Source organism: Paraburkholderia phytofirmans (genome assembly GCF_046028095.1).
In the GTDB taxonomy this organism is placed as follows: domain Bacteria; phylum Pseudomonadota; class Gammaproteobacteria; order Burkholderiales; family Burkholderiaceae; genus Paraburkholderia; species Paraburkholderia phytofirmans_A.
The window spans coordinates 184,508-208,174 of the sequence record NZ_JAQQDJ010000007.1; the positions used below are offsets into that span (position 1 = coordinate 184,508).

The 23,667-nt window shown below is 61.7% G+C and carries 19 protein-coding genes; 11 read left to right on the forward strand and 8 right to left on the reverse strand.

Annotation, left to right across the window (positions count from 1 at the left end):
• Positions 1-27: 27 nt before the first annotated feature.
• The 4 genes from PQR54_RS20935 to purN form a co-directional block, all read right to left on the reverse strand.
• Positions 28-1,224, reverse strand: coding sequence for a DesA family fatty acid desaturase (locus tag PQR54_RS20935; RefSeq protein WP_012434118.1), 1,197 nt, complete (start codon positions 1,222-1,224; stop codon positions 28-30).
• Between the two features lie 202 nt (positions 1,225-1,426).
• A complete protein-coding gene (locus tag PQR54_RS20940; protein ID WP_408248963.1) occupies positions 1,427-2,782 on the reverse strand; it encodes a mechanosensitive ion channel family protein in 1,356 nt (451 codons plus the stop codon).
• A gap of 73 nt (positions 2,783-2,855) precedes the next feature.
• Positions 2,856-4,115, reverse strand: a complete 1,260-nt coding sequence (locus PQR54_RS20945; RefSeq protein ID WP_408248965.1) for an RsmB/NOP family class I SAM-dependent RNA methyltransferase — start codon at positions 4,113-4,115, stop codon at positions 2,856-2,858.
• Positions 4,112-4,765 carry a phosphoribosylglycinamide formyltransferase gene (gene purN / locus PQR54_RS20950; protein WP_408248967.1) on the reverse strand — a complete coding sequence of 218 codons (654 nt, stop codon included), beginning with the start codon at positions 4,763-4,765 and terminating at the stop codon, positions 4,112-4,114. The genes PQR54_RS20945 and purN overlap by 4 nt, the downstream gene beginning before the upstream one ends.
• A 117-nt stretch (positions 4,766-4,882) precedes the next feature.
• Between purN and PQR54_RS20955 the strand changes: the two genes are divergently transcribed.
• From PQR54_RS20955 to PQR54_RS20985, 7 genes are all read left to right on the forward strand, one after another.
• Positions 4,883-5,878, forward strand: a complete 996-nt coding sequence (locus tag PQR54_RS20955; protein ID WP_408248969.1) for a bifunctional riboflavin kinase/FAD synthetase — start codon at positions 4,883-4,885, stop codon at positions 5,876-5,878.
• A gap of 172 nt (positions 5,879-6,050) precedes the next feature.
• A complete protein-coding gene (gene ileS, locus PQR54_RS20960; RefSeq protein WP_408248971.1) occupies positions 6,051-8,888 on the forward strand; it encodes an isoleucine--tRNA ligase in 2,838 nt (945 codons plus the stop codon).
• A gap of 11 nt (positions 8,889-8,899) precedes the next feature.
• Complete coding sequence (lspA, locus tag PQR54_RS20965) at positions 8,900-9,406, forward strand: signal peptidase II (protein ID WP_106283460.1); 507 nt, start codon at positions 8,900-8,902, stop codon at positions 9,404-9,406.
• Between the two features lie 110 nt (positions 9,407-9,516).
• Positions 9,517-10,731 (forward strand): bifunctional phosphopantothenoylcysteine decarboxylase/phosphopantothenate--cysteine ligase CoaBC, encoded by a 1,215-nt coding sequence (coaBC, locus tag PQR54_RS20970; RefSeq protein ID WP_408248973.1) that lies wholly within the window; start codon positions 9,517-9,519, stop codon positions 10,729-10,731.
• Positions 10,732-10,806: 75 nt separating this feature from the next.
• Complete coding sequence (locus PQR54_RS20975) at positions 10,807-11,826, forward strand: LLM class flavin-dependent oxidoreductase (RefSeq protein ID WP_408248975.1); 1,020 nt, start codon at positions 10,807-10,809, stop codon at positions 11,824-11,826.
• Between the two features lie 13 nt (positions 11,827-11,839).
• On the forward strand, positions 11,840-12,286 hold the full coding sequence (dut, locus tag PQR54_RS20980; RefSeq protein WP_408248977.1) for a dUTP diphosphatase: 447 nt from the start codon (positions 11,840-11,842) through the stop codon (positions 12,284-12,286).
• Between the two features lie 403 nt (positions 12,287-12,689).
• A complete protein-coding gene (locus PQR54_RS20985; protein ID WP_408248979.1) occupies positions 12,690-15,200 on the forward strand; it encodes a hypothetical protein in 2,511 nt (836 codons plus the stop codon).
• Positions 15,201-15,267: 67 nt separating this feature from the next.
• Here PQR54_RS20985 and clpA read toward each other — a convergent pair whose 3' ends face one another.
• Positions 15,268-17,565: an ATP-dependent Clp protease ATP-binding subunit ClpA gene (gene clpA / locus PQR54_RS20990; RefSeq protein WP_201645819.1), complete on the reverse strand. Its 2,298-nt coding sequence runs from the start codon at positions 17,563-17,565 to the stop codon at positions 15,268-15,270.
• A complete protein-coding gene (gene clpS / locus PQR54_RS20995) occupies positions 17,562-17,876 on the reverse strand; it encodes an ATP-dependent Clp protease adapter ClpS (RefSeq protein WP_012434130.1) in 315 nt (104 codons plus the stop codon). Before clpS ends, clpA begins: the two co-directional genes overlap by 4 nt.
• A gap of 552 nt (positions 17,877-18,428) precedes the next feature.
• On the opposite strand from clpS, the gene PQR54_RS21000 reads away from it, so the two are divergent.
• Positions 18,429-18,635: a cold-shock protein gene (locus PQR54_RS21000; RefSeq protein ID WP_007180614.1), complete on the forward strand. Its 207-nt coding sequence runs from the start codon at positions 18,429-18,431 to the stop codon at positions 18,633-18,635.
• Between the two features lie 196 nt (positions 18,636-18,831).
• On the opposite strand, the gene PQR54_RS21005 is transcribed toward PQR54_RS21000, so the two are convergent.
• Complete coding sequence (locus tag PQR54_RS21005) at positions 18,832-19,647, reverse strand: hypothetical protein (RefSeq protein ID WP_408248981.1); 816 nt, start codon at positions 19,645-19,647, stop codon at positions 18,832-18,834.
• A gap of 276 nt (positions 19,648-19,923) precedes the next feature.
• Positions 19,924-21,180 carry an NADP-dependent isocitrate dehydrogenase gene (gene icd, locus PQR54_RS21010; protein WP_106314184.1) on the reverse strand — a complete coding sequence of 419 codons (1,257 nt, stop codon included), beginning with the start codon at positions 21,178-21,180 and terminating at the stop codon, positions 19,924-19,926.
• Between the two features lie 332 nt (positions 21,181-21,512).
• Between icd and PQR54_RS21015 the strand changes: the two genes are divergently transcribed.
• The 3 genes from PQR54_RS21015 to PQR54_RS21025 all read left to right on the forward strand — a co-directional run bounded on the left by PQR54_RS21015 (position 21,513) and on the right by PQR54_RS21025 (position 23,396).
• Positions 21,513-22,082 (forward strand): pseudouridine synthase, encoded by a 570-nt coding sequence (locus tag PQR54_RS21015; RefSeq protein ID WP_408248983.1) that lies wholly within the window; start codon positions 21,513-21,515, stop codon positions 22,080-22,082.
• Between the two features lie 455 nt (positions 22,083-22,537).
• Entirely contained in the window at positions 22,538-22,732 is a 195-nt protein-coding gene (locus PQR54_RS21020; RefSeq protein ID WP_011489640.1) for a hypothetical protein, read from the forward strand.
• 145 nt (positions 22,733-22,877) lie between these two features.
• On the forward strand, positions 22,878-23,396 hold the full coding sequence (locus PQR54_RS21025; protein ID WP_408248985.1) for a DUF192 domain-containing protein: 519 nt from the start codon (positions 22,878-22,880) through the stop codon (positions 23,394-23,396).
• The last annotated feature ends 271 nt before the right edge of the window (positions 23,397-23,667 follow it).

Below are 23,667 nucleotides of genomic sequence, written 5' to 3' on the forward strand. Positions count from 1 at the left end.
GTACAGAGATTTTAATGGATTTCGCTGTCAGGCATAACGACGCAGTCGCATCGCAAACTCTTGCAGCGCTTTAATACCGCTCTGCTCAGCGCGATGACACCAATCCTGCAACTGGATCAGCAACTGGTCGCGCGATGCATTCGAGCGCTCCCACATGGCAGCGAGCTCATTGCGCATGTCGATGTAAGTCTTGAGCTTCTGGCTGTTTGCGAAGATTTGCGGCAGCTGGCGTTTCTGCGGCTCGTCGAGACCCGCTTCTTCCTTGTGGAACCAGCTACGCGCACCACGCATGACCTGATACTTCTCGCGCGCGCCGACTTCCTTCAAATGCGCCAGTTCCTGACGATAGGCGCGCTTGAGCGCTTTGCCGTAACGCGCCATCACTTCGTAGCGGTTGGCCAGCACGGCTTGCAGCGTGTCCTGATCGAGCACCAGCTTGCCGGTGGTTAGACGCGGCGTGGGCGCCACCTTCTTTACCTTGGCCAGACGGAATGCCGACATGATCCGGATGTACATCCAGCCGATATCGAACTCGTACCACTTGTTCGACAGCTTGGCCGACGTTGCATACGTGTGGTGATTGTTATGCAGCTCTTCACCGCCGATGATGATTCCCCACGGGAAGATGTTGGTGCTCGCATCCGACGAATTGAAGTTGCGATAGCCCCAGAAGTGCGCCAGGCCGTTGACCACGCCGGCGGCCCAGAAGGGGATCCACACCATTTGCACGGCCCAGATGGTCAGACCGACGACGCCGAACAACGCGACGTTCAGTACCATCATCAGGCTCACGCCGAGGATCGGATACTTGGTGTAGACGTTGCGTTCCATCCAGTCGTTCGGCGTGCCGTGACTGAACTTGCGCATGGTTTCTTCGTTTTTCGCTTCGACGCGATACAGCTCCGCGCCTTCAAGCAGCACCTTCCAGATGCCACGCGTTTGCGGGCTGTGCGGATCTTCTTCGGTCTCGCACTTGGCGTGGTGCTTACGGTGAATCGCGGCCCACTGGCCGGTCAACATGCCCGTGGTCATCCACAGCCAGAAACGGAAAAAATGACTGACGACCGGATGCAGCTCCAGCGCACGGTGCGCCTGGCAGCGATGCAGATAGACCGTCACGCCGATGATCGTGATGTGCGTCGCGATCGCCGTGTACAGCACAAGTTGCCACCACGAGAAGTGCAGCAGACCGTGGGCAAGGAAGTCGAGCAAAGAATTCAACAAGGCAATTTACCTGTGGAACGAGAGACACGAGACACACACAAAATGCGCGTGTCAAGAAAGTGAAAGCATACAGCGGGATTGGACGTCATTCTACTTGAAGCGTTCCAAGTGTTTGTAACAAATAGGGATTTTTTGTGCGGGATCAACAGTAGGAACGCGCCGAAGGTCTATTTGAGACCGGTTGGCGCGCTCAAAGTGCCCGTCAGCGGGCGCTGTCGGACGGATCGACTGCCGCAGCGGTCATTGTTACCGGTTGCGGCATTGCGTCGCCGATGTTGCCGACGATTCGCACTTCGCGTTGCGCGAACGGAATCGTGATGTCGTGTTCGGAGAAAAGGCGCCAGATATTGCGGTTGACAGCCGAGCGCACACCCGAAGTGCCGGTGGCCGCGTCCTCGATCCAGAAGCCCAGTTCGAGGTTGATGCCGTCCGCGCCGAAACCCGCCAGATAAGCCGTCGGCGCCGGCTCCTGCAGCACCCGCGGCACGCCCTGGGCGGCTTCGGCGAGCAACGTCATCGCCTGCTCGACATCGGACGTATAGGCGATCTGGACGGCCGCCTTCGCGTGGCCGCGCGTCAGATAAGACGACTGGTTCTGCACCACGTCCGTAATCAGTTTTTCGTTGGGAATCAGCGTTTCGATGCCGTCCAGCCCGCGTACCACCGTGTACCGCGTACGAATCTGCGTGACCATGCCCTGCAGGCCGCCCACGCTGATCGTGTCGCCGATACGCAGCGAGCGGTCGATCAGGATGATGAAGCCCGACACATAGTTGCTCGCGATCTTCTGCAGGCCGAAGCCGAGGCCGACGCCCAATGCGCCGCCGAAAACGCCCAGCACGGTAATGTCGATGCCGACCAGCGACAGGCTGATCAGCACCGCCGCCAGTACGAACGCCGCCCGGCCGACCCGCGCCACCACGACCTTCAGGTTGGCGTCGAGCGTCTTCGAGCGCATCAGGCGGTCTTCGAAGGTGGAGCCCAGCCACATCGCGACGATCATCGTCACGCACACCCACAGCAGACCCGAAATAAGCGAGAGCAACGTCAAATGCGCGTTGGCGACGCTGAAATGCACGCCCGCCATCCAGGTGATCACGTCGTCCTGAATGCCCATCACCGTGAGCACCATGCCGACCCAGACCACCAGCGAGACGATTTTCTCGACGAGGAAAAGCAGCGGATGGGTCTCGCCGTTGTGGCTGAAAACTCTTCGCGCGAGGAAAAACACGATGTAAATCAAGCCGATGCCGAAGAGCGGCACCAAAGCCAGGTCGAGCAGCGCCGTGTGCATGAACTGGCCGGTGATCGACCGCGCAAGCCACACAAGGACCGCGCCGATCAGCGGAAAGAACGCGCGATTCAGGCTTTCCGCGCCGAAGCGCAGCGTCTGATAACGCGTCTGGCGGCGCAGATCCAGCGCGCGGCGCAACACGCGCGCGAGCAGCCACGCGATGGCGAGCGTCGCGACCAGCACGCCGACCTGCCACAGCATCACGGGCTGGCCGAAGTCGCGCGCGAGGTCGCTGAACATATGAGGGAAGAGACGGTTTTGCATGATGTCGCCGATTGCCGGCGCACGGACAGATTCACGAATCAAACCTGCGCGCGCCGGCAAAAGCCTGTTGCGCTTAGCTCTGGCGTTCCAGAACGGCGGCAAAGAAGCCGTCGGTTGCGTGGCGGTGCGGCCACAGCGACAGGTAATCGCCCATTTCCAGATCGATGCGCTGCTCGGCCAGCACGTCGCGCGCAGGCACCAGAGCGAAATCCGGATGGTCGGCGAGGAATTGCTGCACCACCGCTTCGTTTTCCGCCTCCAGAATCGAGCAGGTGGCGTAGACGAGACGGCCGCCCTTCTTCACCAGACGCGCCGCGCTGGCCAGAATCGACGCCTGCTTCGGCGCCAGCTCGGCGACCGATTCCGGCGACTGGCGCCACTTCAGATCCGGATTACGGCGCAGCGTGCCCAAGCCGCTGCACGGCGCGTCGACCAGCACGCGGTCGATCTTGCCGGCCAGCCGCTTGATCTTGGCGTCGTGTTCACTGTCGATCAGCACCGGGTTCACGTTCGACAAACCGCTGCGTGCAAGCCGCGGCTTCAGCTTGGCGAGACGGCGCTCGGAGATGTCGAAGGCGTAGAGCCGGCCGGTGGAGCGCATTGCGGCGCCCAGCGCCAGCGTCTTGCCGCCCGCGCCCGCGCAGAAGTCGACGATCATCTCGCCGCGTTTGGGCGCGACCAGCGAGCACAGTAGCTGGCTGCCTTCGTCCTGCACTTCGACCCAGCCGTGCTGGAACGCGTCGAGCTTGGTGAGCGGCGGCTTGCCGACCACACGTACGCCGAACGGCGCGAACGGTGTCGCGCCGCCCTCGATACCGGCCTTCGACAGCGCGTTCAGCACGTCGTCGCGGCTCGCCTTGATCGGGTTCGCGCGCAGATCCAGCGGCGCCGGGTAATTCAGCGCCGCGGCCAGTTGCGCAAGTTCAGCGGGTTCGAAACGCTTGGACAGCGCCTGATAGATCCAGTCAGGCAGATTCAGGCGAATCCGCAACGGCAAGCTTTCCGGGTCGATCTTCGACACGTGTTCGAGCCAGCTCAACTCCTGTTCCGACACGAACGGCTTGAGCGCATTACGCCCCGCCGTCTGCATCAAGCCGAGCAACGCCATGCGGCGCGCCGGGCTGCCGGCGCCGCCTTCGGCCAGATGGGCGAATTCCATCCGGCGACGCAGCACCGCGAAAACGGCCTCGGCGATCACACCGCGCTCGCCGTGCCCGAGCTTCGGATGCGCGCGGAAGAAACGGCTAGTGGTGGCATCGGCCGGGCCGGTGAGTTTTAGGACTTCAGCCAGCAAAGTCTCGGTTTGTCCAATCAGAAAACCATGCAATCTCATGCGCCCTCTCCGGCGGTGTGACCGGCAAAGAGCCATTGCGGCTCCGGCGGCGTAAGCGTGACACGCAGGCCATCGAGAGCAAGGCGCCCTTCGACGAACCAGCGCACCGCGCGTGGATAAATGATGTGTTCGGTTGCCAGCACGCGTTCGGCGAGCATGGCGGGGGTGTCGCCTGTTTCGACGGGCACCGCCGCTTGCGCGACGATCGGCCCGTGATCAAGCTGCGACGTGACAAAATGCACGGACGCGCCGTGCAGCCGCACGCCCGCGTCGAGCGCCTGCTGATGGGTTTTCAGGCCCGGAAAGCTTGGCAGAAGCGACGGGTGCACGTTCAGCATGCGTCCGGCGTAATGATCGACGAAACCGGCTGTCAGCACCCGCATGAATCCAGCGAGCACCACCAGGTCGGGCGCAAAACTATCGATTTCTTTGGCGAGCGCGGCGTCGAAGCTGTCGCGGTCGGGAAACTGGCGGTGGTCGACCACCGCCGTGGCAATGCCGTGCGACGCCGCGAACGCAAGGCCCGCGGCGTCGGGACGGTTGGCAATCACGGCGGCGACTTGCGCCGGCCAGGCCTCGTTCGAGCACGCTCGAACGATGGCTTCCATGTTGCTTCCCCGTCCGGAAATCAGGATGACGAGTTTTTTCATCCGCGGATTTTATCATTCGGGGACACCGAAACCGCGACGCGCCGCCGTCCACTGCGCTGAACGTTTATAATCGTTTGTTTTGCGGCACCCCGCCCGCTCCATCTCAAACCCTCTATCGTGAGAGTCTTCCGCGGTCTTCCCAATGCTGAAAGCCGTGCGCCCTGCGCACTGACCATCGGCAACTTCGACGGTGTCCACCGCGGCCATCAGGCTTTGCTCGCCCATGTGCGCGCGGCTGCCGATGCGCGCGGCCTGCCCGTCTGCGTGATGACCTTCGAGCCGCACCCGCGCGAGTTCTTCAATCCGGCGGGCGCGCCGCCGCGCATCGCCATGCTGCGCGACAAGCTCGAGGCGCTGCGCACCAACGGCGTCGACCGGGTGGTGGTCGAGCACTTCAATCACACGTTCGCAAGCCAGTCGCCGGACACATTCGTCGAACGGATCATCGTCAACGGACTGCACGCGCGCTGGGTCATGATCGGCGACGACTTCCGCTATGGCGCGAAGCGCGCCGGCGACTTCGCGTCGCTCAAGGCGGCGGGTCAGCAGTACGGTTTCGAAGTCGAGCAGATGGCCACGGTGGCCGATCCGTCGGGCGCGCGCATTTCCAGCTCGGGCGTGCGCGCCGCGCTGGTGGCGGGCGACCTCGACTCGGCGCGCGCCGCGCTGGGCCGCGACTATCTGATCAGCGGCCATGTCGTGCACGGCATGAAGCTCGGCCGCGATCTCGGCTTCCCCACGCTCAATCTGGCGATTGCCCACAAGCGTCCGGCGCTCGCGGGCATTTTCGTGGTGCGCGTGCACGGCGTGGCGGAGGAACCGCTGCCGGGCGTCGCGAGCCTCGGCCTGCGTCCCACGGTAGACGACTCCGGCCGCGTGCTGCTCGAAGTTCACCTGCTCGACTGGCACGGCGACGCGTATGGCAAACTCGTGCGCGTCGAATTCCTGAAGAAGCTGCGCGACGAGGAAAAGTACGTCGACCTCGAAACGCTGACCGCCGCCATCGCGCGCGACGTCGCCAACGCCCGCGCGTGGTTCGCGGCAGTCGGCGCCGGCACGCCGGGCAGCCGTTCCACGGGCTTCGCCACCTCGGCCACTGATCGAATTAGATAGCCGCCGTGGTCCATGCAAGCGTGCTGAACGCCGCGTGTGTGGACCCTCGCCGCGCGCATCGAAGGGCGTCCGTGGATCACGCGACATGCCTGCCGGGCGCGCCCAACGCCCTCGCGCATCGTGCGCATTCCGCGCGCTACCGCGCATAGACAGAATTCACCGCGACCTCATCATGAGCAATAAGAAAGCCGATTCGAAACCGCAGTCACGCTACCCGGTCAACCTGCTCGACACGCCGTTCCCGATGCGCGGCGACCTGCCCAAGCGCGAGCCGCAATGGGTCAAGGAATGGCAGGAGCGCAAGGTCTACGAGACGATCCGCGCCGCCTCCAAGGGCCGCAAGAAGTTCATCCTGCACGACGGCCCGCCGTATGCGAACGGCGACATCCACCTCGGCCACGCGGTGAACAAGATTCTGAAGGACATGATCGTCAAGGCGCGCAATCTGGCGGGCTTCGACGCGGTCTACGTGCCGGGCTGGGATTGCCACGGCATGCCGATCGAGATCCAGATCGAAAAGCAGTTCGGCAAGTCGCTGCCCGCCGCTGAAGTCATGCAGAAGGCCCGCGCCTACGCGACCGAGCAGATCGAGAAGCAGAAGGTGGGTTTCCGCCGGCTGGGCGTGCTCGGCGACTGGGACAATCCGTACAAGACCATGAACTTCACGAACGAAGCCGGCGAAATCCGCGCGCTCGCGAAGATCATGGAGAAAGGCTACGTGTTCCGCGGCCTGAAGCCGGTGAACTGGTGCTTCGACTGCGGCTCGGCACTCGCCGAAGCGGAAGTCGAATACAAGGACAAGACCGATCCGACCATCGACGTGCTGTTCAGCTTCGCCGAGCCGGAAAAGACGGCGCAAGCGTTCGGCCTCGCAAAACTTCCGCGTGAAGAAGGCGGCATCGTGATCTGGACCACCACGCCGTGGACCATCCCCGCCAACCAGGCGCTGAACCTGCATCCGGAAATCGTCTACGCGCTGGTCGACACGCCGCGCGGCCTGCTGATCCTCGCTGAAGAACGTGTCGAAGCCTGCCTTAAGCTGTACGGCCTGGAAGGCACGGTCATCGCCACCACGCCGGGCGCGAAGCTCGTCAACCTGCGCTTCAACCACCCGCTCGCGTCCGCGCATCCGGGCTACAAGCGCACGGCGCCGGTCTATCTCGGCGACTACGTGACGACCGAAACGGGCACGGGCATCGTCCACTCGTCGCCGGCGTACGGCGTGGAAGACTTCGTGTCGTGCAAGGCGCACGGCATGGCGGATTCCGACATCATCAATCCGGTGATGGGCGACGGCCGCTATATCGAATCGCTCGCGCTGTTCGGCGACCTGTCGATCTGGGCGGCCAACCCGCAGATCGTCGAAGCGCTGCAAGGCGCCGGCTCGCTGATGCGCACCGAGAAGTACACGCACAGCTACATGCACTGCTGGCGCCACAAGACGCCGATCATCTACCGCGCGACGTCGCAATGGTTCGCGGGCATGGACGTGAAACCGAACGATACCGACAAGACGCTGCGCGAGACGGCGCTCGAAGGCATCGAGAACACCGCCTTCTATCCGGCGTGGGGCAAGCAGCGCCTGTTCAGCATGATCGCCAACCGCCCGGACTGGACGCTGTCGCGCCAACGCCAATGGGGCGTGCCGATGGCGTTCTTCGTGCACAAGGAAACCGGCGAACTGCATCCGCGTACGCTGGAGTTGCTCGAAGAAGTCGCGCAACGTGTTGAAAAGGCCGGTATCGAAGCATGGCAAACGCTCGACCCGCGCGAGTTGCTCGGCGACGACGCCAACATGTACGAAAAGAACCGCGACACGCTCGACGTCTGGTTCGATTCGGGCACCACGCATTGGCACGTGCTGCGCGGCTCGCACAAGGACGAACTGCAATTCCCCGCCGACCTGTATCTGGAAGGCTCGGACCAGCATCGCGGCTGGTTCCACTCGTCGCTGCTGACCGCCTCGATGCTCGACGGCCGTCCGCCGTACAACGCACTGCTCACGCACGGCTTCACCGTGGACGGCGAAGGCCGCAAGATGAGCAAGTCGCTCGGCAACGGTATCGACCCGCATGAAGTGGCGAACCGCCTCGGCGCGGAAATCATCCGCCTGTGGATCGCGTCGACGGATTACTCGGGCGAACTGGCGATCTCGGAAGAGATCCTGAAGCGTGTGACGGAAGGCTATCGCCGTATCCGCAACACGCTGCGCTTCCTGCTCGCGAATCTGTCGGACTTCGACTTCGAGAAGAACGCGCGTCCGGTCGAAGACTGGCTCGAGATCGATCGCTATGCGGTGGCGCTGTCGGCGAATCTGCAAAACGACATCCTCTCGCACTACGACAAGTACGAATTCCACCCGGTGGTCGCCAAGCTGCAGACGTTCTGCTCGGAAGACCTCGGCGGCTTCTATCTGGACGTGCTGAAGGACCGTCTGTACACGACGTCCGCGGACTCCGTCGCGCGCCGTTCGGCGCAGACCGCGCTGTATCACATCGCGCACGGTCTGCTGCGTCTGATGGCGCCGTTCCTGTCGTTCACCGCCGAAGAAGCGTGGAAGATCTTCCAGCCGAATAGCGAAACGATCTTCACCGAGACGTATCACGCGTTCCCGGCCGTGCCGGAAGCCGGTGAGCTGCTCGACAAATGGACGCTCCTGCGCGCCGCACGCAGCGACGTGACCAAGGCGCTGGAAGAAGCGCGCGTCGCGAACCTGATCGGCTCGTCGTTGCAGGCCGAAGTGGAAATCCGCGCGAGCGGCGCACGCTACGACGCGCTCACGAGCCTCGGCGACGACCTGAAGTTCGTGCTGATCACGTCGGCGGCAACGGTCGTGAAGGTCGACGGCGAAGCGGAAGAAGGCGTCGAAGTCATCGCCTCGAAGTATCTGAAGTGCGAACGCTGCTGGCACTACCGCGCGGACGTCGGCGCGAACGCCGAACACCCCACGCTGTGCGGCCGCTGCTTCAGCAATCTGTTCGGCAACGGTGAAATCAGGAGCGCGGCATAATGGCCAGAACCATGTCGAAAACCGCGTCGAAAACATCTGCTGCGAACGGTTCGCTGGCGCCCTGGCTGGGCGTCGCGCTGATCGTCATCCTGTTCGATCAGCTGACGAAAATCGCGGTGCAGAAGGTATTCGCCTACGGTGTCGCGCATGAGGTCACGTCGTTTTTCAACCTGATCCTCGTGTACAACCGCGGCGCGGCATTCAGCTTCCTCGCCATGGCGGGCGGCTGGCAACGCTGGGCGTTCACCGCGCTCGGCGTGGTGGCCGCGCTGGTGATCTGCTATCTGCTCAAGCGTCACGGCGGGCAGAAAATGTTCTGTACGGCGCTCGCGCTGATTCTCGGCGGCGCGCTCGGCAACGTGATCGACCGGCTCGCGTATGGCCACGTGATCGACTTCCTCGATTTCCACGTGCGCACGTGGCACTGGCCGGCGTTCAATCTCGCCGACAGCGCGATTACCGTCGGCGCGGTGCTGCTGGTGCTCGACGAGTTGCGGCGCGTACGCGGCTCGCGCTAACGGCACACGCTGACTGCGCGCTGACGTTTGCGCGCAAGTACGCTTTGAAAGACGCGGCGGCGGGGCGCAACGCCTCGCTGCCCGCCACCACGCTTTGTCGGAGGCTTTCGTTGGCAACCGCAGAACTCGCAGGAAAACACCTCGTCCTCGGCATGACGGGCGGCATTGCCTGCTACAAGATTGCCGAACTCACGCGCCTGTTGACCAAGGCCGGCGCCACCGTGCAGGTCGTCATGACCGAAGCGGCCACGCAGTTCATCACTCCCGTCACCATGCAGGCGCTCTCGGGCCGCCCGGTCTACACGAGCCAGTGGGACGGACGCGTGCCGAACAACATGGCGCACATCGATCTGTCGCGTGAAGCGGATGCGATCGTGATCGCGCCCGCCTCGACCGACTTCCTCGCCAAACTTGCGCACGGCATGGCCGACGATTTGCTGTCCACACTGTGTGTCGCCCGCGATTGTCCGCTGCTGGTCGTGCCGGCCATGAACCGGCAGATGTGGCAGAACCCGGCCACGCAGCGCAACGTCGCGCAAGTGCGCGCGGACGGCATCGAAGTACTCGGGCCCGATTCCGGCCCTCAGGCGTGCGGCGAAGTCGGCGATGGCCGCATGCTCGAAGCCGCGGCCACTTACGAAGCGATCGCCTCGTTCTTCGCGCCGAAAATCCTCGCCGGCAAGCGCGTGCTGCTGACCGCCGGGCCGACGTTCGAACCGCTCGACCCGGTACGCGGCATCACCAACCGCTCCAGCGGCAAGATGGGCTTCGCGCTGGCGCGCGCCGCGCAGCAGGCCGGCGCCGAGGTGCATCTGATCGCCGGCCCCGTCGCGCTAGAAACGCCGTGGGGCGTGTATCGCCAGGACGTGCAAACCGCGCAGCAGATGCATGACGCGGTAATGCGCTCGGTCGCGGACGCCGACATTTTTATCGGCGTGGCCGCGGTGGCCGACTGGCGTGTCGATCACGCCAGCGAGCACAAGATCAAGAAGACTGCGGAGCGTGCGTTGCCCACGTTTTCCTTCGTTGAAAATCCGGACATTCTGGCCTCGGTGGCGAAGCTGCCGCACCCGCCGTTCGCAGTCGGTTTCGCCGCGGAAAGCGGCGATCTGGAAGTTCACGGCGAAGAAAAGCGGGTCCGCAAAAACGTACCGCTTCTGATCGGCAATCTCGGCCCGCTGACTTTCGGCCTCGACGACAACGAGGTGATCCTGTTCGAAGCAGGCGGCGCGACGAAGCTGCCACGCGCTGACAAGCAGACGCTCGCGCGCGCGCTGATCGCGGAGATCGCGAAGCGTCTGCCCGACACAAGTCTGATTCGCTGAGCGATTCCGGCGGCCACTTGAATGCGGTCGCCGCGGGTCGCGTTGGTGAACGGAATCATCTGGAGCGGTACTGACATGACGCGACTCTCCGTACTCGATCAAACGCCGGTGATTTCCGGGCACTCGGTGGCGGATGCGATTGCCGCCACGGTCGAACTCGCGCAACTCGCCGACGACCTCGGCTACACGCGCTACTGGTGCGCCGAACACCACGGTTTGCGCGGCGTATCGAACCCTTGTCCTGAGGTGATGCTCGCGCGCCTCGGCAGCGTCACTCGACACATCCGGCTCGGCTCCGGCGGCGTGATGCTGCCGTACTACAGCCCGTTCAAGGTCGCCGAGCAATTCATGATGCTCGAAGCGCTGTTCCCCAATCGCATCGATCTGGGCGTGGGACGCGCGCCGGGCGGCGACATGCACACGGCGCAAGCGGTCGCTGCCGGAGCCTACAATCGCGGCGATATTTTTCCGCAGCAGGTGGCCGATCTGCTTGGGCTGATGCACGGCACCTTGCCCGCCGATCACATTGCGAGCGGCGTGCTGCTGCAGCCGCAAATCGATACGCGTCCGCAGGTGTGGATGCTCGGGTCGAGCGAATTCGGCGGCTTGCTGGCGGCGCAGCTCGGCATTCCCTTCGCGTTTGCGCACTTCATCAACGCGCATTTCGGGCATCAGGTCGCGCAAGCGTATCGTGAGCGCTTCAAGGCCGGCCAGGACATTCAACAAGCGTATCTGGCGGCCGCGGTGTTCGTGATTTGCGCCGACACCGAACAGGAAGCGGCCGATCTGGAAAAAGCCGTCGATCTGCGCCGCGTGCAAATGGCCTACGGCCTGAACGAACCGATCCCGACGATCGAACAGGGCGTCACGCAGGAATACGGCGAGCGCGAGCGTCTGGTGATCGATCGTGAGAAGCCGCGCAGTATCATCGGCACGCCGGAAACGGTCACTGAGCGCTTGCACTCGTTGCAGGAACAGTTCGACGCCGACGAACTGATCGTGCTCACCGTGGCGGGCAGCTACCGCGCCCGTCTGCGCTCCTATGAACTTCTCGCCGAAGCGTTCCAGCTCGAACGCCCGGCCTCCACTTCTTAACCTTCGAACCTGCATGAAACTCGACCTGAAGATCCTCGACGCGCGCATGCGCGATCAGCTCCCGGCTTACGCCACCACCGGCAGCGCGGGCCTCGACCTGCGCGCGTGCCTCGACGAACCGTTGACGCTGAAGCCCGGCGAAACCGCTTTGGTGCCGACGGGTCTGGCGATTCACGTCGGCGATTCGGGCTATGCCGCGTTGATTCTCCCGCGCTCGGGTCTGGGGCATAAGCATGGAATCGTGCTGGGCAATCTGGTCGGCCTGATCGATTCTGATTACCAGGGTCAACTGATGATTTCGACGTGGAACCGTGGCGAGACCACATTCGTGTTGAATCCGATGGAACGTCTTGCGCAGTTGGTGATCGTGCCGGTCGTGCAAGCGGAGTTCAAAATCGTCGACGATTTTGAAACCAGCGACCGCGGCGCCGGCGGCTTCGGCAGCACAGGCAAGCATTAAGTCCGGCACGTTTGCCTGAAGCCGTGCTGAATGAACTTAAACCAGCACGGCTCTCTTCTTCCCTTCTCACATCCCTCGCGCCTTTCGCGAGCGGCAGATTTCAAATTCGGACTTGTCCCATTTGGACATGACCATCCACCACCTATAAATCAATCAACAGCACTAACGATTCAATCGGCCTAATAAACCAATCGACATTCGGCCGTCTTACTACTCGCCCTTCCCACCCCTATCCACGCAAACGCAGGAGGCTAAAGACCGAAATCACATTCTTATATCAGGCTTTTTATTTAGGCATACGTATTAATTTTAACGTATTACTGATAATCAACCATCCGGACAGAACTATTTTTAGCCCATGCGGGCGCTCGGTGTTCGCCGGTCTACGCTGAATGGAGCTAGTATGAAGATCAAATATGATGCGATCGTTGGTTCAGGCGCTAATGAATGGTATGGCACGATCATCGTTTCCAACTTGCGCTATGAAGACGGTAGCGCGGTCACCGTCAACCAGTTCCTCGAGTTCAACTTTCGCTCGCCGGCCAATCTGGACGCAACGGCTATCCAGCCGTCGTATAGCACGTGGGTCATCGGCGACATCACCGCGGACACCACGCAGATTGGCGACGGCACCTTCGATGTCACGGCCACGATCCCCTACACGACCAGCTATACGATGCAACCGGCCGACCAGATTACGATCGGCGTGAACGGCGATCTCTTGACCGACTCGCAAACCTGGCTCGATTCATTCGTGTTCGCCGCCGACCAGGCGCCGGCCATCACCGGCACGGTGTCCGTAACTTGCGCGCCCGCGCCGGATCCGGCGCTCGCTGGCATTGCGCCCGTCCTCACTCTAACGCGAGGGAACGCAGGCGTTACGATGCCGCTTGGCTACGGGGCCACTAGCAGCATCACCGTCGACCAAGGAACCTACGCGGTGAAGGGCGACAGTGTCAGCACAAGCGATCAGACCGTCATAGCGCCGCTTGTGATCGACCGCAGCACGATCGACGTCGTGGCTGGCGCGACGGCCACGCTCGGGGTGACATTCGCCCCCGTTGAATACTATTGCGCGCTAGATATCTCGGTTGGACCGCTATCCGGGTTATCAACTGAAACACTCAACGTAACATTGACCGACAGCACGACAGGCGAAACGCTGATCGTGTTCACCACGACGACCAACCAGGTGACTTCTTTGCGCAAGTTGCCGCCGTCGGGCACGGCACGAGTGTCGATTCAGAACGTCGCACTCGACAACGTCGACTATTCGTTCAACGTACCGCTTGTCACGCTGACGAACGCACTGCAGACCGTAGCCATCGACAATTCCATGGTGGAGGCGAGAAACGTCGACACCACCGGGTACGCCAGGGTCGCGATCAATGTCACCGCCGATGATCCGCTCGACCGGCAGATCCCGTTGCGGCTGACCGGCGGCAGCATGAACTATCTGCAGAACGTCACGGCAACATCGCAACAGACCGCTTTCTCGGCCCTCGTTCAGCCGGGTGACTACACCGTAGTGGCCAACGATTTCCTCAACACCAGCGTCGTCTACGCGGTCGAGACGCCGTCGCTTTTGAGCGTGCCAGGCAGTGGCAGCGCCGAACTCGACGTGACGATCGAGGCATCGGCAAATCTCCGTGTGCGCGGCTTTCCCGCCTACCTGTGCTTCGGCGGCTGCGCCAACCTGACGCCGTCCAATCAGGCGGACTTCGCTGCCGCACGCGCGACTTCGGTCTTCGACTACGCCGGCACCGACGGCGCGGGCGATTCGTCCGTCTACCTGACCGACGACCCGCAAACCCGAGCGACGCTTGCGCTAGCTCGCAATGTCGAAACCCAACTGGGCAACGTTCAGCCGGTCTTGCCCGTCATGGTGTCGTACACCTGCAATCTGTCTCTCGGCGACACGCCCACCATCCTCGCCAACGCCGACGCTCACGCGCACAGTTTCTCCAACTACATTCTTGCGCTCAACATCGCGACGGAGGCCGTCGACAGCGAGCACCCGGTCCCCGCGGGCTTTATCGTGAACCCTGACTTTCTGGGCGCTTGCCAGCAAGCCAACTACGGGGCGACTTACTCGATGCCAGTGCGCGAGCCGTTACAGCGAGCGCTCGACCATTGGTCGATCACGGCCGCCATTCCTGTCGACATCAGCGAGACCATTGCGGGCTACGTGCTCGCAGTAAACTGGCTGACGCGCACGGTCGCGCCGAGCGTGACATTCGGCTGGCAGATCAATCTCTGGGGTGTCGGCTACTCGGAGTGGATCTACGACGGCAACATCGACCCAGCTGAGATGGCGCAACGGACTGCAGACTATGTGACGAGCCTCGGCGTCTACAATGCGCCCTACGCGCCCGACTTCCTGGCGATCGACCGCTACGAAGCCGACGACTTCACGCAACGCGCCTACGTGAACGGCTACTGCTACGGCCCTCGCGAATGGGATCGCTACTTCGATTTCTGCAAGGGAGTCAGCCGCGCGCTCAAATTGCCGGTGATGCCATGGCAGATGCCCGCGAGCCGCATTCCGAACACGACCGACCCGGTCGCGACAGATTTCGACTCTCAACATTGGGGCACGGGCGGGAGTTGTCTGCTGGGCGATCCTGCAATCGGCTCCAACTACCACAATGTACATCCCGTCATTCTCGCGTTGCAGTTCCCGGATGCATTCCAGCAAAGCATGGGTGCCACCGCCGAGGACATGTTCATCCGCTCCGAACCATTCGACGTTTCGAGCCCTCTGTACACCGACTTCCCGTTGCGAGGCATCTTCACCGTGCTGCTCGGCGGTGGCGCAACGACCGGCATCGTTTCCGCAATCGGTAATCCGGAGCCCTGGGCAAGACAGAGACTGAATGCCTACATGAACAAGCCGATCACGTTCGATCAATAACGTCAGCTCGAAAAAAAACGGCGTGGACCAGGTCCACGCCGTTTTTTGTCAGTACTACCGCGTACGCTTACTCGACTTCCACCGCTTCCGGATTCGGATTGCGCGGCGCCGGATGCTCGTCGAAGGTCAACTGCACCTTGTCTTCGGCATCCACGTCGACCGACACGCGGCCGCCGTTCATCAGCTTGCCGAACAGCAGCTCGTCGGCCAGTGCACGACGGATCGTGTCCTGGATCAGACGCTGCATCGGCCGCGCGCCCATCAACGGATCGAAACCGTGCTTGGCGAGATGCTTGCGCAGCGCGTCGGTAAAGAGCGCATCGACCTTCTTCTCGTGCAACTGATCTTCCAGCTGCATGAGGAACTTGTCGACCACGCGCATGATGATTTCTTCATCGAGCGAGCGGAAGCTGATCGTTGCGTCCAGACGGTTACGGAACTCAGGCGTGAACATACGCTTGATGTCGACCATTTCGTCGCCGGTTTCCCGACGATTCGTGAAGCCGATCACCGACTTGCCCATCGCCTCGGCGCCCGCATTCGTCGTCATGATGATGATGACGTTGCGGAAATCCGCCTTGCGGCCGTTGTTGTCCGTCAGCGTGCCATGGTCCATGACCTGCAGCAGCACGTTGTAGATGTCCGGATGCGCCTTCTCGATTTCGTCGAGCAGCAGCACGCAATGCGGCTTCTTCGTGACAGCTTCGGTCAGCAGACCGCCCTGGTCGAAACCGACATAGCCCGGCGGCGCGCCGATCAACCGGCTGACTGCATGACGTTCCATGTATTCCGACATATCGAAGCGGATCAGCTCGATACCCAGCGTGAACGCCAACTGCTTCGCCACTTCCGTCTTGCCGACGCCCGTGGGGCCGGAGAACAGGAACGCGCCGATCGGCTTATCCAGCTTGCCGAGGCCCGCACGCGCCATCTTGATCGCGGCCGACAGCGCATCGATGGCCGGGTCTTGCCCGAACACCACGCTCTTCAGATCGCGATCCAGCGTTTGCAGCTTGCTGCGATCGTCTTGCGACACGCTTTGCGGCGGGACGCGGGCGATCTTCGAGATGATTTCCTCGATCTCGTTCTTGCCGATGGTCTTCTTCTGCTTCGACTTCGGCAGGATGCGTTGCGCCGCGCCCGCTTCGTCGATCACGTCGATCGCCTTGTCCGGCAGATGACGATCCGTGATGAAGCGTGCCGACAACTCAGCCGCCGCCGACAGCGCGCCCGACGAATACTTCACGCCGTGGTGCTCTTCGAAACGCGACTTCAGGCCACGCAGGATCGCCACCGTCTGTTCGACGGTCGGCTCGGTCACGTCGACCTTCTGGAAACGGCGCGACAACGCCGCGTCTTTTTCGAAGATGCCGCGATATTCCGTGAACGTGGTCGCGCCAATGCACTTTAACGTGCCCGACGACAACGCCGGCTTCAGCAGGTTCGACGCGTCCAGCGTGCCGCCCGACGCAGCGCCCGCGCCGATCAGCGTATGAATTTCGTCGATGAACAGGATCGCGTGCGGACGTTCCTTCAATTCCTTGAGGACCGTCTTCAGACGCTGTTCGAAGTCGCCGCGATATTTGGTGCCGGCGAGCAGCGCGCCCATGTCGAGCGAATACACCTGGGCATCCGCGAGAATGTCCGGCACTTCGCCGCGCGTAATGCGCCACGCGAGACCTTCGGCGATCGCAGTCTTGCCGACGCCCGCCTCACCGACTAGCAGCGGATTGTTCTTGCGGCGGCGGCACAGCACCTGGACCACACGCTCGACTTCCGACTCGCGTCCGATCAGCGGATCGATGCGGCCGTCTTTCGCCATCTGGTTCAGGTTCTGGGTGAACTGCGCGAGCGGGGTTTCCTTCTGCGCGGCGGCTTCGTCGGACTCGGCATTCGCGTCGCTCGCTTTCGCGGCGTCCGTGCTGCTCGTCTTGGCGATGCCGTGCGAGATGAAATTGACCACGTCCAGACGCGTCACGCCCTGCTGTTGCAGGTAGTACACCGCATGCGAATCCTTCTCGCCGAAGATCGCGACCAGCACGTTGGCGCCGGTCACTTCCTTCTTGCCATTCGAGGTGGACTGAACATGCATGATCGCGCGCTGGATCACACGCTGGAATCCCAGCGTGGGCTGCGTGTCGACGTCGTCCGTGCCAGGCACGGTCGGCGTGTTGTCATGAATGAAGTTGCGCAGGTTCTGGCGCAGATCCTCGATATTGGCCGCGCATGCACGCAACACCTCCGCGGCCGTTGGATTGTCCAACAGTGCCAGCAAAAGATGTTCGACCGTTATGAACTCGTGCCGCGCCTGGCGTGCTTCCATGAACGCCATGTGCAGGCTGACTTCCAGTTCCTGGGCAATCATGCTTCCTCCATCACACACTGCAGCGGATGCCCGGCCTGCCGTGCGTGGGTAACGACTTGCTCGACTTTGGTCGACGCGATGTCCCGCGTATAGACCCCACAAACTCCCCTGCCCTCGCGATGCACCTTCAACATTACCTGTGTTGCGGTTTCACGATCTTTATTGAAATATTCCTGCACGACCATCACGACAAATTCCATTGGCGTGAAGTCGTCATTCAGCAGCACCACCTTGTACATGGATGGCGGCTTGAGCTTTTTCTCCTGCCGCTCCAGTACGGTGCCGTCCTGCTTGTCCGGGATAATCGCCATACACCCATTCTAAACAACTAGGACAGGCCCGCAATCCTGTCAAAACCCGGCCGATCGGCCGGTGAGCCCGTTCGCTACCGCCTGATGGGTGGATTACCCCGCCATGGGTGCGCTAAATCGACGAGCCGATTGCGGAGCCGGCCCCTATCCTGTGATGCCTTGCGGTCGTGTTGCACCGCAGTCGGATCGAGTATCGCACAACCTGCCTTAACTGGCTGACGGCTCGCCCGGCCTCAACTTGAGCGGTGCGCGCCGCAGAACAGCATGTGAGTCGATTATGCGACTTTTCAAGACGGCCCGCTTGCGCAACCGCACATAACGAAAGCGGGAAAAACCCTGGAAAGTGCCTGTTTGCAACGTCTCAACTGCGTCTCAAAATTTTCTTGACACCCGAATAAAGAGCCTCAACAATCAAGCTGGCACTTTTTTCACTGCGCCATAATTTCGAAAAAATGCCGATGGTGAGCTTGTGAGGAGGGAGCGGCTGCATCGCGCGGTCGTCGAGCTTTTCGAGGGCTCGTGGTAGTGACATGAGTTACAGGGGAAGTTGGAATGGCAACTGGTACGGTCAAATGGTTCAATGACGCAAAAGGTTTCGGATTCATCACGCCTGACGAAGGTGGTGAGGATCTGTTTGCACACTTCTCGGCCATCCAGATGAATGGGTTCAAGACCCTCAAGGAAGGCCAAAAGGTGACCTTCGAGGTCGTGCAAGGCCCGAAAGGCAAACAGGCATCGAACATCCAGGCACCTGCCTGATACTGCTCGAACCCGTCCTTTGAAACCCGGCTTCGTGCCGGGTTTCTTTTTTGGGCGCCAGTAGCTAGTCGTTCCGATTGAACGAACGTCCCATATATCGGGTAGCACTCCGGTTTAATGCCCCCTTCCGCTTTTGCGATGATGGCCGTTCGCGGCCTTTTGCACCGGGCGTCGGCAGGCAGCGCCGGCACCACGCCTATGCGGCGGTATGGCGCATCATCGCGCGCTGCAGTTCCAGACTACGGGCGACATCGTCTTCATACACCGCAATGCCTTGATGTGTCAGGTTCGAACGGGCGTCGATCGCTGGCGTGATGCCGATGCTCGCCACCAGTCGGCAAAACCAGTAGTCCTCGGAAAGGTACGCCCGCGTCTCGGGATCGATGCCGGTGTCGAAAAACGCATAGAAAAAATCCGCCACCTTGCCCGCGTCGAATTCCGGGCGGCCGACGAAGCGCGAGCGGCATTGCAATTCGGGATACTCCCGAATTAGCGTGAGAAACACTTCGCGCCGGATCAGCATGAAGCCGGTCGGCGCATCGAGCGCATCGAGAAATCCGTCCGCGTCCGGTTCGAGCGTGTCGGAGCGCGCCACGGCCGGATACGACGCGTGCATCGCCCGGAAGTCCGCGCGCGTCGAACCGGCTGGCAGCGGCTGCGCGAGACCCTCGGCCGGCCAACCATCGTTCTTCATCGGATAGACGCCGGCCGCGACCGGACGGTTCGCCCGCAGGAGGCGCACGACGTCCTCGCCCTTGAAACCGATATCGCTATCGATCCACATGAGGTGCGTAAAGCGATCGTCGGCGAGAAACTCCGCGACCATGGTGTTGCGGGCGCGCGTGATGAGACTGTCGAAACTGTTGAAGTTCACGCGCACGCCGAAGCCGTATTGCTGCGCCAGTTCGTGCAGATCCAGAAGTCCGAGCGCGTAGCCGGTGGTGACGACGGCGCCATAGCTCGGCGTGGCGACGTAGACATTCGCGACGATGGGGGTGTGGTTCGTATTCATCGTTTGTGTTTGATGCAGTGACGCGGCCGAGGCTCGGACCAGGTTGCACGAGCCTCGCGCCGGGCGAGCGGGCGCTCGCTGCGGCGTAACTTAACCGACGCCGCATCGCAGGCATCTCAATAACGGTTCGCAATGCCTATCACGCTCGTGGTGGAGCGCCGGCGAAGCCGTAGCGCGTTTTCTCGCGGCATCGCGCGAGCCAGAAACAAACAACCCCGGCCGCCTCACGGCGCCGGGGTTGCAGAGATGAACTACGTCAGTTCAGCGCGAACTGCTTCACAAATTCTCGATCAGCACCTGGCCAAAGCCCGAACACGACACCTGCGTCGCGCCTTCCATCAAGCGTGCGAAGTCGTACGTAACGCGCTTTTGCAGAATCGATTTTTCCATCGACTTGATGATCAGATCCGCGGCCTCGGTCCAGCCGAGATGGCGCAGCATCATTTCCGCCGAGAGAATTTCCGAACCCGGATTCACGTAGTCCTTGCCGGCGTACTTCGGTGCCGTGCCGTGCGTGGCCTCGAACATCGCGACCGAATCCGACATGTTCGCGCCCGGCGCGATACCGATCCCGCCGACCTGCGCGGCCAACGCATCCGACACATAGTCGCCATTCAGATTGAGCGTGGCGATCACGTCGTACTCCGCCGGACGCAGCAGGATCTGCTGCAGGAACGCGTCGGCGATCACATCCTTCAGGACGATGTCGCCACCGGTCTTCGGATTCTTGATCTTCATCCACGGGCCGCCGTCGATCAGTTCCGCGGCGAACTCTTTTTGCGCCAGCGCGTAACCGTAGTCGCGGAATGCGCCTTCGGTGAACTTCATGATGTTGCCCTTGTGCACCAGCGTGACCGAGCGGCGTTCGTTGTCGATCGCGTACTGGATCGCCTTGCGCACCAGACGCTCCGTGCCTTCACGCGACACCGGCTTGATGCCGATCCCCGACGTATCCGGGAAGCGGATCTTCTTCACGCCCATCTCTTCGCGCAGGAACTTGATGACTTTCTTCGCCTGTTCCGATTCGGCCGGCCATTCGATACCGGCGTAAATGTCTTCCGAGTTCTCGCGGAAGATCACCATATTGGTCTTCTCCGGCTCACGCACCGGCGAAGGCACGCCCTTGAAATACTGCACCGGACGCAGACACACGTACAGGTCCAGCTCCTGGCGCAGCGCGACGTTCAGCGAGCGGATGCCGCCGCCGACCGGCGTGGTGAGCGGGCCCTTGATCGACACGACGTATTCCTTGAGCACCTGCAGCGTCTCTTCCGGCAGCCACACGTCCGGGCCATACACCTTGGTCGATTTCTCGCCGGCGTAGATTTCCATCCAGTGGATTTTCTTTTTGCCCGCGTATGCTTTTTCGACCGCGGCGTCCACGACCTTGATCATGACCGGCGTGATGTCGAGGCCGGTGCCGTCGCCTTCGATATACGGAATGATCGGCTGATCGGACACGTTGAGCGAGAAATCGGCGTTGACGGTGATCTTGTCACCACCGGTCGGAACCTTGATGTGCTGATACGGCATGATCGGACTCCAGTGAAGGCTGTGCTGAAAGCTGGTGGGGAGACTGCGAAATGGGGCGCTCCTCGCTACGCGCAATGCCGGACAACTGCAAGCGGCCTGGCCGCTATTCTAGCCCACGCGGACTCTGCCCCGAGGCGGTAACGGCTCGGGGTTTTCCAACATGGACGAATGCGAAACGGCAACGCACGAGTCTTATGTCTTATATAAGACGTCGAGGATCTAGTCGCGCATTATGCTTTATTATCCCGCCATTTACGGTCGGCCCGGCGCCTCGTAGCGCTTTAGCGGCGCAGGCTGCCGCAAGCCTTGCCACGCCATTCTTATTTCTTCCTATGCACCTTCTCGCTTTGAACAAACCGTTCGGCACCATCTGTCAGTTCTCGCCGCATGAAACGCGCGCGTCGCTGGCCGACTGGGTCAAGGTGCCCAACGTGTATCCCGCGGGCCGGCTCGACTCCGACAGCGAAGGCCTGCTGCTTCTCACCGACGACGGCGCATTGCAAGCGCGCATTGCCGAGCCGCGTCACAAGCTTGTTAAACGTTACTGGGCGCAAGTGGAAGGCCCCGTCGATGCGGCCACGCTGAAACAACTCGCGCGCGGTGTCGATCTCGGCGACTACGTGACGCGGCCCTGCCGCGCGGAATACGTCGAGCCGACGGACGCGCTCTGGACACGCACGCCGCCGATCCGTTTTCGCGCCGCGATACCGACCACATGGATCGAGCTATCGATCACCGAAGGCAAGAACCGGCAGGTGCGTCGCATGACAGCCGCGGTGGGGTTCCCGACGCTGCGATTAGTACGTGTCGGCATCGGCGCGCTCGACATTTTTTCGCTGGGGCTGCAACCGGGAGAGAGCGTCGAATTGCCACCGAAGGCGCCGTGGGAAGGCATCGCGTGATCATCAGCACGCACTCATCGAGTGACGATCGAATCTACAGCAAGCCCGCACTTCACGTTGCAAAGAAATAAGCTAACTCGTTGTATCCGCAAACAAAAGACCGCGTGAAACTAGTGTGAAAACGCGTGAAACAATTGCATGCGCGCGTACGCCGCAGTCTCTCATTCGCATCAACGCAAGCGCATATAACTTTTCCACAAAATTCACGTCAACCGGTGCGCGAGCTCAGGCGTTATTCGACGCAGATGCCGCCTAAAGCTATCCGGCATTCAGCCTTAAGGGCCTTTGTGCAAGCCGCTCTTGCGGTAGGTGCGGGCAGTCTGAGCGCTAAAGCAGACGCGTCGAAAAATTTGTCGATGCGGATGTCAACCGAAAGGTGGATGGCACGTTTACCGACATGACTCCATATATAACCGGGTCATTTGGTTAATTAACTAAAGCTGAGGATTCACAAAATGAACAAACTGATCGCCGCTCTGGTCGCTGGTCTCTTCGCAACGGCAGCATTCGCACAAGCTTCGGCACCGGCAGCAGCTTCGGCAGCTCCGGCAGCAGCAGCTTCGTCGGCAAAGAAGACCACGAAGCACGCTCACAAGAAGTCGCACAAGAAGGCAGCAGCAGCAGCTGCAGCTTCGGGCGCTTCGGAGTAAGTTTGTTGTAAAAACGCAGTCAAGAACCAGCTTCACTGCCGTTCTTACGGCGTTGAAAGGCAGATCACCGCAAGGCGATCTGCCTTTTTGTTTTTGACGCGCTCGCGTAACATTCGCGGGTTAATTTCCAGCAAGGAGTCATGCCGTGCGATTTTCCATGCGCTCGTTGATTGCGCGTTTCGCTGTTGCCGTTGCACTGCCGCTCGCTGCGCTTTGCGCATCGATCACATTGGTCGCTACCACCGCCGCGCCTGCGCATGCGCAGCAGATGCCGGCCGGCGCAAAACAGCCCAGCGAATTTCCCCGCGCGAAGCTGACCGCGGGCATGTTCGTGATCGACGCCGCCGTCGCCGCGAACGATGCGGACCGCGAGCAAGGCCTCATGTATCGCACGAGCCTCGCGCCGAACGAAGGCATGTTGTTCGTCTTCGGCGAAAACGCAGTGCATTGCTTCTGGATGAAGAACACGCTGATCCCGCTGTCGATCGCGTTCATGCGCGCCGACGGCACGGTCACCGACATCGACGAGATGCAGGCCGAGACCACCAACAATCACTGCCCGAAGAACAACGGCGTGTATGCGTTGGAGATGAGCAAGGGCTGGTTCACGTCGAAAGGCATTAAACCGGGGATGAAGATTCAGGGTTTGCCGGCCGCGCAATAAGTCGCTAGCCGCGCGCGGGCGCTGCCGCATCGTCCCACCGCTTTCCAGGAGCCGGTGCCTCGTTTCGAGGCGCCGGCTTTTTTCATTTTCCGCGCCGCGGCATCTGACCGCCGGCGATACAAGCTCGCCTCATGGCGCAACGAAGCGCACGGCGCCGGCAGCCGAAGCCTTACCAGCGCGCCTTCGCGTCCGGCTGGCAAGATTCCTGCAAAAGACGGGCCGACGCGCTATCCTAGTAATCTTAGTAAAGCAGCACCCAGGCTCCCCGGGC